Below are 11,746 nucleotides of genomic sequence, written 5' to 3' on the forward strand. Positions count from 1 at the left end.
GAGGTGACCGTGGCAAAAGAATCGACAAACAAGTCGGTCAACATGGCCGAACGCCACGCCGATTTCTGGATCTTCGGCGGCATCTTCCGCCCCGTCTATCTCGAAGCCATGCCCACCCAGCATATCACCGGCCAGGCCATCGACGCAAAAGCCAACGGGTTCTTCACCGCAAACGTCCGGCTCGCAAACATCACCGGCGCCGACCGGGTCACCGCGCAGGTGTATTCCCTGGCCAACCAACCCATCGGCCAACCCTTCTCCGCAAAACTCTATGCCGGCGACACCGTCGCCCGCCTCCAGGCCAATTTCAGCAATCCCCTGACATGGACACCCGAAACGCCCAACCTGTATAAGGTCGTCTTCTCGCTGTCCCGCGAAAACACGCCCATCCACACCGTCGAACAACGGTTTGGCTTCCGCACCGTCGAGCTGCGCCCGCAGGACGGCATCTATGTCAACGGCGTCAGGATAAAATTCAAAGGCATCTGCCGCCACTCCTTCTGGCCCTCATCCGGCCGCGCCCTGAACAAGAACCTCAGCATCGAAGACGTCCAGCTCATGAAAGACATGAACATGAACGCCGTCCGCATGTCCCACTATCCGCCCGATGACCATTTCCTCGATGTCTGCGATTCCCTCGGTCTCTTCGTCCTGGATGAACTCACCGGCTGGCATCATGCTTATGATACCGAGGTCGGCTCCAAACTCGTAAAAGAGATGATCGAAAAAGACGTCAACCATCCCTCCATCGTCGTCTGGGACAACGGCAACGAAGGCGGTTTTAATTTCGACCTCGATCCGCTGTTCGATCGCTACGACCCCCAAAACCGTCCCCTGATCCATCCCTGGGCCCTGTTCCGTCATTTGGACACCCAGCATTACATAAACTATGACTATGGCAACGGAACCTATTGGCACGGGCACGAGATATTCTTCCCGACCGAGTTCCTGCACGGTCTTTATGATGGCGGCCAGGGTGCAGGCCTGTACGACTATTGGGAGTCGATGTATCACACCCCGCTCTCCGCCGGCGGCTTCCTCTGGGATTTCTCCGATGAAGCCGTCGTCCGCACCGATCGCAACGGCGAGTTGGATGCCGATAAAGATCATGGGCCCGACGGTATCCTCGGTCCCTACCGCGAAAAAGAAGGCAGCTTCTATGCCGTAAAAGAGATCTGGAGCCCCGTCCATATCCCGCACCGCGAGATCACCCCGGCCTTCGACGGCACGATCCCGGTAGAGAACCGCTTCCTCTATACAAACCTCCGCGATTGTCGTTTCTCCTGGCGCCTCAGCCACGCCGCAGCCAATCCAGCCGGTACCGCCGGCGAGGTCACGGCGCCCGATATCCGCCCCGGCCAGAACGGAACCCTCAACCTCTCCCTGCCCAACCACTGGCAGGACTTCGATATCCTTAGCCTGACGGCAAAAGACCCCACCGGCCGCGAACTCTATACCTGGACCTGGCCGATCGCAAAGCCCGCAACCATCGCCGCCCGGCTGGTAGATACAACCGGATCGACACCCGCAACCGTCACTCAAACAGATTCTCTCTATACCCTGAGCGCCGCCGGAGTTACCGCCTCCTTCGGAAAGATCACCGGCCTCCTCCGTTCGATAAACAACGCCAAAGGCGCCATCCCCTTCACAAACGGGCCGACACTGACCTCCGGCGAAGCCATCCCCCAACAGATAACCACCCGCAAAGAAGGGAACAACATTATCCTGGAAGCGACCTATTCCAAACCCAGCGTCTGCCGCCTCCTCCGGTGGACCATGTATCCTTCGGGCTGGCTGAAGATGGATTTGAATTACTACCCACCCGAATATGATTACCCCCTGCTCGGCGCCAGTTTCGCTTATCCCGAGAAAGGGCAGGATTCCGTCAAAGGGATCCGCTGGCTCGGCGACGGCCCCTACCGGGTTTGGAAGAACCGGACACAGGGTGTAACCCTGGACATCTGGAATAAAGCCTATAACAATACGATCACCGGCCAGGGCAATGTCGTCTATCCGGAATTTAAAGGGTATTTCTCCAATTTCTACTGGATGCGGTTGGAGACGGCCGGACAGCCGTTCACGGTCGTCTGCGCCGATGAAGACGTCTATCTGCGGCTGTTCACGCCGGCCAATCCCGGGAAGACCTATAACGTGGCGCCACCCTTTCCCGACGGTAATATCTCGTTCATGCACGCGATCCCGCCCATCGGCACAAAATCGCAGAAGCCGGAGAACATGGGACCCTCCGGCGCCCGGAATATGTATTACGACTATACCCGGAGTAAGGATTATGCAAAATCGCTGACACTCTATTTCGATTTCTCAGGCAAATGAAGAAGTGGATCGGTCATATCGCCCTATTATTCGCGACGCTCACCACAACGGCGGCCCAACCCACCGCGCTCCGGTGCGAGCAACTCACCGACCCGCTGGGGATCGATACCCGCCACCCCCGCCTCAGCTGGCAGCTCACGGCCGACGCCAATGACATCCGCCAAACCGCCTGGCAGATAATCGTCGCCTCCACCCCCGAACTCCTCGCAAAAGACAAAGGAGACTGCTGGACATCGGCAAAGACGGAAAGCGATCAGTCCCGCATGATCGCCTATGCCGGCACGCCCCTGAAAAGCGGCCACAACTATTATTGGAAAGTAAAGGCCTGGACAAATACGGGCGCCGCAACATGGAGCACGCCCGCACACTGGTCCATGGGCCTCCTCGAAGCCGGCGACTGGAAAGCGAAATGGATCGGCTACGACAACGGATTCCCCTGGGACAGCGTTTCCAAATTCTCCCGCCTCTCCGCCCGCTATTTCCGCAAGGAATTCAAAGAACCCAGCCCCATAAAGCGGGCAACGCTCTACATCGCCGGCCTCGGCCACTATCTCGTCGCCATCAACGGTCAGCCCGTCGGCGACCAGGTTCTCGCCGAATCCCCCACCGACTACACAAAAAGTGTAAAATACAACAGCTTCGACGTCACCGCTGCCCTCCGCGCCGGCGCCAACGCCATCGGTGTGACCCTCGGCAACGGCCGCTTCTTCACCATGCGTCCGAAGTACAAACCGCAAAAGATAAAAGAGTTCGGCTTCCCGAAACTGCTCCTCCAACTGGATGTGGAAGATAATAAAGGCCACCATCGGACGATCGTCAGCGACGACTCCTGGCGCTTCACCGCCGACGGCCCCATCCGCACCAACAACGAATACGACGGCGAAGAATATGATGCCACAAAAGAGTTTCCCGGCTGGACAAACCCCGGCTTTGACGATAGCCGCTGGCTAAAGCCCCAATACAGCCCCCCGCCCGGCGGCCGCCTCTCGGCCCAGATGAACGAACCCATCAGGGTCATGATGACCGTTACCCCCGTCTCCATAAAGCCCCTCAACGCATCTACCTACATCCTCGACATGGGACAGAACATGGCAGGCTGGCTGCAGCTAACTGCAAGGGGCAGTCGCGGCCGGAAGATCGTCCTCCGCTTCGCCGAGACCCTGCAGCCCGATGGCGATCTCTACACGGCCAACCTCCGCGACGCAAAGGCCACCGATAGCTATACCCTGAAAGGGGAAGGCGAAGAGACCTGGCATCCCGTCTTCGTCTTCCACGGATTCCGGTACGTATCCATCACCGGCTATCCCGGCACCCCCGACCCGAAAGACTTCGAAGGCCAGGTCGTCTATGACGACCTCCCCACGATCGGCCACATCGAAACATCCGATACCCTCCTCAACCACATTATCAAAAACGCCTGGTGGGGGATCAACGCCAACTACAAAGGCATGCCCGTCGATTGCCCCCAACGCAACGAACGGATGCCCTGGCTCGGCGACCGCGCCACCGGCTCCCTCGGCGAAAGCTATCTCTTCGCAAACGAAAATCTCTATGCCAAATGGCTGGAGGATATCGAAGAATCCCAAAAGCCCACCGGCTCCCTGCCCGACGTAGCCCCCGCCTACTGGAACTACTACTCCGACAACATGACCTGGCCCGGTACCTATATTCTCATCGCCGACATGCTCTATAACCAGTTCGGCGATTCCCGGCCCATTCAAAAACACTATGCCTCGATGCAGCGCTGGCTCCACTATATGAGCGCCAGATACGAACACGACGGCATCATGACAAAAGATAAGTACGGCGACTGGTGCGTTCCTCCCGAGTCTCCGCACCTGATCCACTCAAAAGACTCCCTGCGCAACACCGACGGAACGCTGATCGCAACGGCCTATTACTACCATCTCCTCACCCTGATGGAAAAATTCGCCGGCCTGCTCCACCAACCCGATACCTTCTCAAAACATGCCGCCGCCGCAAGAACGGCCTTCAACAAACAATTCTTAAAACCCGGCCACTACTCCAATAATTCGGTTACCGCCAATCTCCTGCCGCTTACCTTCGGCATTACACCCGACCAACAACGCGCCGCCATAGTCCGGCAACTCATCAACCGCATCGGCCAGGATAACGATCATATCAGCACCGGCGTCATCGGCACCCAATGGCTGATGCGCGGGCTGACCGAATTCGATCACCCCGATCTGGCGCTGCAAATCGCCACCAACAAAGATTATCCAAGCTGGGGGTATATGGTCGAACACGGCGCCACCACCATCTGGGAACTGTGGAACGGCAACACCGCCGACCCGTCAATGAATTCCCAGAATCATATCATGCTGCTAGGCGATCTTCTTACCTGGTGTTTCGAAGACCTGGCAGGCATCGCCCCCGCGGAACCCGGTTTCAAAACGGTCCGGATGCACCCAGCCTTCCCAAAAAACCTCAACTTTGTAAAAGCTTCCTATGAAAGTCCCTACGGACTGATAAAAAGCGAATGGCGCCGCGACGGCGACACCATCACCTGGGATGTCACCATTCCACCCAATACCCACGCCATCGTCAATAACACCAGGATCAACTCGGGCACTTATCATTACACATTAAAAACTGACAAATCGATATGAAGCACGTTACCCTCCTCCTCCTTCTGGCCGCAACCCTGACAGCGGGCGCTCAAACGCCCGACTCATCCACCGAAAAGCGCGCCGCCTCCTGGGTCGCCTCCCTCCAACTGAACGACGCGGCAAAAGAAGCCCGCATCACGACCGTCATCGCCACCCATCTCACCCGCGTCCGTGACTGGAATAATGAGCATCCCTATACCACCGTGCCGGCCGGCATCGACCCCGCCACCGGTAAGCCACTCTCCGCCATGGACCGCACCATCATCGCCTGCTCCGCTCTGCCCCACACAGCCCATGACAGCCTCATGGCCGGGCTTCGCAAAGACCTTACCGAAGACCAGGTGGAACTCATCCTCGACAAATACACCATCGGAAAGGTCGCCTTCACCCTCAATGGCTACAAAGCGATCGTTCACGACCTCACCCCACAGGAAGAAGCCACCATCCTGGCCAACCTGAAACAGGCCCGTGAGCAAGCCGTCGACTTCAAGAATGTCAAAGAGGTCTCGGCCATCTTCGAGATTTATAAAACAAAGAACGAGCAATATCTCAACAGCAACGGCCGCAACTGGCACGAACTTTTCAAGGCCTATGTAAACGAACAAAAAGCAAAAAAAGCAGCCGCAAAACAAGGTAAATGACAAGATCAGCATCGATATTCCTCGGCCTCCTGCTCACAGCCGCCAGCGCGGTCCGTGCGCAGTCCCCCGCCATCATCCGCGAAGAATTCATCTATGATACCGCATCCTTCCCCGAATGTCATGCGGCTACCATCGCCGAGACCCCGAAAGGGCTCGTAACCGCTTTCTTCGGCGGCACCAAAGAACGCAACCCCGACGTCTGTATATACGTCAGCCGGAAAGATCAGGGTTCGACAAAATGGTCCGCCCCCGTCAACGTTGCAAACGGCATCCAGAGCAGTACACTTCGGTACGCCTGCTGGAACCCCGTACTCTACCAGATCCCCGCCGGGGACCTCCTCCTCTTCTATAAGGTCGGCCCCAGCCCGGCCAAATGGAAAGGCTGGCTCATCCGCAGCAAGGACGGCGGCACCACCTGGTCCAAACCCGAGTCCCTGCCGGAAGGCATTCTGGGCCCCATCAAAAACCAACCCGTGCGTCTCGTCAACGGCGCGCTTCTCTGCCCGACGAGTACGGAAGGCAACGGCTGGCATATCCATTTCGAACAAACCACCGATGCCGGCCGGACCTGGCAATCCTCGACACCACCCGCCGATACCTTCCGGGCGATCCAGCCGACACTCCTGCGGTACAAGAACGGCTCCATCCAGGCGCTGAGCCGCAGCGAGAACCGCGCGATCCTGTCCACCGTCTCGAAGGATAACGGTCACAGCTGGTCGCCACAGCAACCCATCGGCCTGCCCAACAATAACTCCGGCATCGACGGCACTACACTCGCCGACGGCCGGCAGCTGCTGGTATACAACCACGTCCTCCCGCCCCCCGGTGCGACAAAAGGCGAACGCTCCCCACTAAACGTCGCCCTCTCCCCCGACGGGATCACCTGGTACGCAGCCCTGGTCCTCGACGACGATCACACCGGCCAGTATTCCTATCCCTCCGTGATCCAATCCGCCAACGGGAAAGTGCATATCGTCTATACCTGGCATCGCAAGAAGATAAAATACGTGGAGATCGATCCCGAAAAACTAAAACTCGAAAAAATAGAGAATGGCATTTGGCCATCCTCGATAAAAAAATAAAGGAGGTTTCTATGATATCGCAGGAAAGGAAATTTGTCCCCGTCATGATCACTCCCTTCAACCTGAAGGCAAAAGTCGATCTCGACGCCGTCTCCGTCCTGGTGGAGTTCTACCTGGCCGCAGGCGTCAAAGGCTTCTTCGCCAACTGTCTCAGCAGCGAAATGTATAGCATCAGCGAAGACGAACGCCTCGAACTCACCCGGCATGTCGTCCGCGCCGTCGACGGCCGCGTACCGATCGTAGCTACCGGCTCCTTCGGACTCACCATCGAAGACAAAGCCGACTTTACCGCCCGCATCTATGACACCGGCATCGACGCGGTGATCCTCATCACCGGGCACTTCGCCAATGTGGAAGACGACGACGAGGTCCTTCTCCGCAACTTCCACAAGATGTTCCGGCTCACCCGCGACATCCCCCTGGGTCTCTATGAGTGTCCCGCCCCCTACAAGCGGATCATCACCCCGGAAGTCTTCAAAAAACTGCTCGACACCGGCCGCCTCGTTTATCACAAGGATACCTCCATCGATCTGGAAAAGGTCAAGGCAAAACTCGATGTCCTCAACCATGGGGACTATGGACTCGAATTCTACGATGCGCACACGCCAAACGCCATGTACTCCCTCCAGATGGGCGCCAGGGGCATGTCCTCCATCTCGGGCAATTTCTATCCCGAGATCCTCGTCTGGATGTGCAACAACGCGACAGACCCCCAACGCCAGGAAGATGTCCGTTGGCTGCAAGGCGAACTAAGCCGGGTAGACCCGCTGATCCATATCGCCTATCCCCTGAGCGCCAAATATTTCCTCCAGAAACGCGGACTTCCCGTTCGCACCATCAGCCGGGCCCATGCCCTCGAGCTGACGATCCAGCAAAAGCAAACCCTGGACGACATCCACGAAAGCTTTCTCGGCTGGTGCGAAAGACTGGATATCCAACCCGTTCAGACCAGCCGCCTCGTCCGCCCAAAAATGCCGCTCGATCCCCCTATCTGATAACCTATGTTACCACTACGCATATCATTCCCCGGAAAATTGGTTGTCGGCAACCGGTGCATCGATCAACTCCCTGAGGAGATCGCAACCCTTGCCCCTGCCCGGGTTTTCATCCTGACCATTACCCCCTTACTGAATACCCTCCAACCGGTCATCGCCAAACTCGAAGAAAAAGGTATCCACGTCGTCGTATACACGGCCATCACCCAGGAACCGTCCTTTGTGGACTTTAATCGCGTCATGGCGGAGGCCACCCCCTTCGATCCCGATCTCGTCCTCGGCATCGGCGGTGGCAGCGTACTCGACATTGCCAAATTGGTAGCCGCCCAGTTGGGCAACGATCAACCCCTTGAAGCAGTCATCGGCATCGGTCTGCTGAAAGGCAGGACAAGAAAGCTCGTCTGCCTTCCGGCCACCTCGGGCACCGGCAGCGAGGTCTCCCCAAATGCCATCCTCGTCGACGATAAGGACAACCAAAAGAAGGCGGTCATCAGCCCCTTCCTCCTGCCCGACATCGTATACGTCGATCCGTTACTGACCATCAGCGTACCGCCCGCAATTACCGCGGCCACGGGACTCGACGCCCTGACCCACTGCCTCGAAGCCTATACCAACAAGTTCGCTCAGCCGTTTATCGACCTGTTTGCCTTCGAAGGGATGCGACTCATCGCCGGCCACCTGGTTCGCGCCGTCCGCAACGGCGCCGACGAAGAAGCGCGGTCACAGGTGGCGACGGGCAGTCTGCTGGGTGGGTTCTGCCTCGGCCCCGTCAACACCGCCGCCGTCCACGCATTATCCTATCCCCTGGGCAGCCGCTTCCACCTGCCGCATGGGCTGTCCAACGCCCTCTTGCTGCCCTATGTAATGGAATTCAACATCCCCGCAGCACCCGATCGGTATGCCGGCGTCGCCCGCGCCCTCGGCTGCAACACCGCCGAAGAAGGCGTGACAAAGATCCGGGAACTGATCCGTGATTGCGGCATCCCCGCAACGCTAAAAGAAGTGGGCGTGCCCTTCGACGCCATCGAAACCATGGCCGCCGACGCGATAAAGATCACGCGGCTGCTCAACAATAATCCCCGACCCGTCTCAAAAGAAGACGCCGTCGCCATCTACAAAGCAGCATATGAATAAAAAATATAGTGGCATCATCGTGCCGGCCATCACCCCGTTGAATGCAGCCCGCACCCTCGACACAAAGGCCGTCGAAAAACTCCTCCCGCTGTTCCCGCATTCTTTTATCCTCGGTACAACGGGTGAGTTCCCCTCCCTGTCGGGACGCCTGAAAGAGGAATACATTCGCCTCGCCGCCCGCATAAAGAAGCCCGGCCAGCATCTGTACGTCGGCATCTCGTCCAACTGCTTCGCCGACTCCGTCGAGTACGCCAATATCGCCGCCGAAGCCGGCGCAGACCTCGTAGTGGCCAATCTGCCATCCTACTACCAGTTAAGTGAAACGCAGATGCGCAATTATTTTCAAACACTCGCCGATGCGGTCCCCCTTCCCCTGGTCATCTACAATATCCCGTCAACCACCCATCATTCGATACCCCTGCCCCTTATAGACGAACTCAGTCATCATCCGAACATCGCCGGTACAAAGGACTCCGAACGCAACGACGAACGATTGAAGCAGTCCCTGCAACTTTGGGCAAACCGAAAAGATTTCAGTCACTTCCTCGGCTGGGCCGCCAAATCCGCCGAAGCCCTGCTCAACGGCGGCGACGGCCTCGTACCGAGTACCGCCAACCTTGATCCGGGCATTTACACCGATATGGAGAAAGCCGCAGCCGCCGGCAACAGCACGGAACTCAACCGCCTGCAGGAATTGTCTGACAGCCTCGGAAACAGCTATCAGGGCCACGGCACCGGTGAGACCATCGGCCGGCTGAAACGCCTTATGCACGATAAAGGCCTCTGCCAACCCTATACAATGCTACCGTTATGAACAAACCAATTATAGGGATCACAATGGGCGATCCCGCCAGCATCGGACCGGAGATCGCCATAAAAGCACTGCTCTCGGAAAAGGTCACGGATATCTGCCGCCCGATCATCGTCGGCGACGCCGCTACCCTCGACTATACCATCGATCACCTGAAATGGAACGCCCGCATCCATCCCGTCTCGACAATTTCCGAAGCCGTCTTCCAACCCGGCATCATCGACGTCCTCGACATGGAAACCGTCGATCTCGACAAACTGGTCTGGGGCCAGGTATCCGCCATGGCCGGTCATGCCGCCTTCGAAGCGGTACGGAAGGTCATCGAACTTGCCATGGCCGGAGAAGTCGATGCAACCGTCACCGGCCCGATCAATAAGCGATCGATCAACGACGCCGGACATCATTTCGCCGGTCATACGGAGATCTATGCCCACTATACTTCAACAGCCAAATACGGCATGCTCCTCGTCGAAGAGAACCTCAAGGTCATCCACGTCTCGACCCATGTCTCGCTCCGGCAGGCCTGCGATCTGGTAAAAAAGGATCGCGTGCTCGCCGTCATCTCCCTGCTGCAGGATGGACTCCTCCGCCTCGGCGAAAAAAACCTGCTCATCGGCGTGGCCGGCCTGAACCCGCATGCCGGCGACTCCGGGCTCTTTGGTACGGAAGACGATCAGGAGATCCTTCCCGCCGTCCTCGAAGCCCGGAGACAAGGCTACGACGTCGAAGGACCCGTGCCCCCCGATACCCTTTTCGCAAAGGCGGCCACGGGCCACTATGGCGGTGTGGTCGCCATGTATCATGACCAGGGACATATTCCCTTCAAGCTAAACGGCTTTAAATGGAACGCGGAAAAACAGCGCATGGATAGCGTAAAAGGGGTCAACATCACCCTGGGGCTACCCATCATCCGGACAAGCGTCGACCACGGCACGGCCTTCGAGATCGCCGGCAAAGGGATCGCAAGCCCCGATGCCATGATCCTGGCCATCGAAGCAGCCGTACAGCTTAGTAAAAACCAACCGAAAAAATGATAGCGGTCATCGCAGACGATCTCACAGGCGCCGCCGAACTGGGCGGCATCGGCCTCCGCCACGGTCTCACCACCGAGATCCGCACCGCCGTAGGCACTGCGACAAACGCCCAGCTGCTCGTCATCGCCGCCGACAGCCGCTCAAAAAAGCAAGCGGACGCCATTGAAGAGATGACGGTCATCACCCGCGAGCTCCGTCTCCTGAAACCGGAGTTCATCTACAAAAAGACCGACTCTGTCCTTCGCGGCCATGTCATCGCCGAACTAAAAGCACACCTCCAGGCCCTCGACTACCGCCTGGCGCTGCTCATCCCCGCCAATCCATCCCTGGGCCGCACCATCCGCGACGGCCACTATTATCTGAATGACAAACCCATCCACCAGACCTCTTTTTCCATCGATCCCGAGTTCCCCGTCGTTAGCTCCGATCTGCAGGATATGCTGCATACAAAAGATCAACCCATCCCCATCCGCAAACCCAGCGATGAACTTCCGGTGCGCGGCATCGTTGTAGGCGAGGTACGATCCAATGAAGATCTGCACCACTGGGCGAAAAGCATCCCGCCAAAAACCCTGTTGGCCGGTGCAGCCGGTTTCTTCTCCGCCATCCTCGATACCCGCTATCCTACGATACCCTCCGCCATCCCCACCCTGAAAAGCCCCATTCTTTACGTCAGCGGCAGCACCTTCGAACCCAACCGCATCCTCATCCGCGAACAGGCCGCCAACGGCGGGCCCGTCACCTGGCTATGGGAACCCGGTTGGCAAAACTCCCTTCTCTCCAACCTGCAAGATCGCCGCCAGGCGATCGTTGCCATGAACCCCTCCAACGATCCGGCTTTGCAACTCCGCACCAGGATGGCCAGCGACCTGGCCCCTATCCTGAAACAGGTAAACCCCGCGGAGCTGATCATCGAAGGCGGCTCTACCGCCTACGCCATCCTGCAACAGATGGGCTGGCACACCTTTATTCCCGAACAGGAACTCGCCCAGGGCGTCGTTCGCATGAGCGTACCCGAAGCCTCCGGCCTGCACATCACGGTAAAACCCGGGAGTTATGCCTGGCCGCCATCCATTAGCTACTAA

General features: G+C 58.0%; 9 protein-coding genes. All 9 read left to right on the forward strand.

Annotation, left to right across the window (positions count from 1 at the left end; translation table 11 throughout):
• A partial coding sequence (locus VGM48_RS07385) for a glycoside hydrolase family 2 protein (RefSeq protein WP_331577593.1) occupies window positions 1-2,334 on the forward strand: 2,334 nt, incomplete at its 5' end.
• Window positions 2,331-4,964, forward strand: coding sequence for a glycoside hydrolase family 78 protein (locus VGM48_RS07390; RefSeq protein ID WP_331577595.1), 2,634 nt, complete (start codon window positions 2,331-2,333; stop codon window positions 4,962-4,964). The genes VGM48_RS07385 and VGM48_RS07390, both read left to right, overlap by 4 nt.
• Entirely contained in the window at window positions 4,961-5,605 is a 645-nt protein-coding gene (locus VGM48_RS07395; RefSeq protein WP_331577597.1) for a DUF3826 domain-containing protein, read from the forward strand. The genes VGM48_RS07390 and VGM48_RS07395 overlap by 4 nt, the downstream gene beginning before the upstream one ends.
• Window positions 5,602-6,687, forward strand: coding sequence for a sialidase family protein (locus VGM48_RS07400; protein WP_331577599.1), 1,086 nt, complete (start codon window positions 5,602-5,604; stop codon window positions 6,685-6,687). The genes VGM48_RS07395 and VGM48_RS07400 overlap by 4 nt, the downstream gene beginning before the upstream one ends.
• Before the next feature lie 11 nt (window positions 6,688-6,698).
• Window positions 6,699-7,682 (forward strand): dihydrodipicolinate synthase family protein, encoded by a 984-nt coding sequence (locus VGM48_RS07405; protein WP_331577600.1) that lies wholly within the window; start codon window positions 6,699-6,701, stop codon window positions 7,680-7,682.
• A 6-nt stretch (window positions 7,683-7,688) separates the two neighbouring features.
• Window positions 7,689-8,816, forward strand: coding sequence for an iron-containing alcohol dehydrogenase (locus VGM48_RS07410; RefSeq protein ID WP_331577601.1), 1,128 nt, complete (start codon window positions 7,689-7,691; stop codon window positions 8,814-8,816).
• Window positions 8,809-9,630: a dihydrodipicolinate synthase family protein gene (locus VGM48_RS07415; protein ID WP_331577602.1), complete on the forward strand. Its 822-nt coding sequence runs from the start codon at window positions 8,809-8,811 to the stop codon at window positions 9,628-9,630. Before VGM48_RS07410 ends, VGM48_RS07415 begins: the two co-directional genes overlap by 8 nt.
• On the forward strand, window positions 9,627-10,661 hold the full coding sequence (gene pdxA / locus VGM48_RS07420; protein ID WP_331577604.1) for a 4-hydroxythreonine-4-phosphate dehydrogenase PdxA: 1,035 nt from the start codon (window positions 9,627-9,629) through the stop codon (window positions 10,659-10,661). The genes VGM48_RS07415 and pdxA overlap by 4 nt, the downstream gene beginning before the upstream one ends.
• Window positions 10,658-11,746 carry a four-carbon acid sugar kinase family protein gene (locus VGM48_RS07425; RefSeq protein WP_331577606.1) on the forward strand — a complete coding sequence of 363 codons (1,089 nt, stop codon included), beginning with the start codon at window positions 10,658-10,660 and terminating at the stop codon, window positions 11,744-11,746. Before pdxA ends, VGM48_RS07425 begins: the two co-directional genes overlap by 4 nt.

The organism is Puia sp. (genome assembly GCF_036500295.1).
Classification (GTDB): Bacteria; Bacteroidota; Bacteroidia; order Chitinophagales; family Chitinophagaceae; genus Puia.

Coding starts and splice junctions, on each gene's coding strand:
- VGM48_RS07425 (WP_331577606.1), top strand. CDS start 10,658: ATGATAGCGGTCATCGCAGACGATCTCACAGGCGCCGCCGAACTGGGC.
- VGM48_RS07410 (WP_331577601.1), top strand. CDS start 7,689: ATGTTACCACTACGCATATCATTCCCCGGAAAATTGGTTGTCGGCAAC.
- VGM48_RS07415 (WP_331577602.1), top strand. CDS start 8,809: ATGAATAAAAAATATAGTGGCATCATCGTGCCGGCCATCACCCCGTTG.
- VGM48_RS07405 (WP_331577600.1), top strand. CDS start 6,699: ATGATATCGCAGGAAAGGAAATTTGTCCCCGTCATGATCACTCCCTTC.
- VGM48_RS07390 (WP_331577595.1), top strand. CDS start 2,331: ATGAAGAAGTGGATCGGTCATATCGCCCTATTATTCGCGACGCTCACC.
- VGM48_RS07400 (WP_331577599.1), top strand. CDS start 5,602: ATGACAAGATCAGCATCGATATTCCTCGGCCTCCTGCTCACAGCCGCC.
- pdxA (WP_331577604.1), top strand. CDS start 9,627: ATGAACAAACCAATTATAGGGATCACAATGGGCGATCCCGCCAGCATC.
- VGM48_RS07395 (WP_331577597.1), top strand. CDS start 4,961: ATGAAGCACGTTACCCTCCTCCTCCTTCTGGCCGCAACCCTGACAGCG.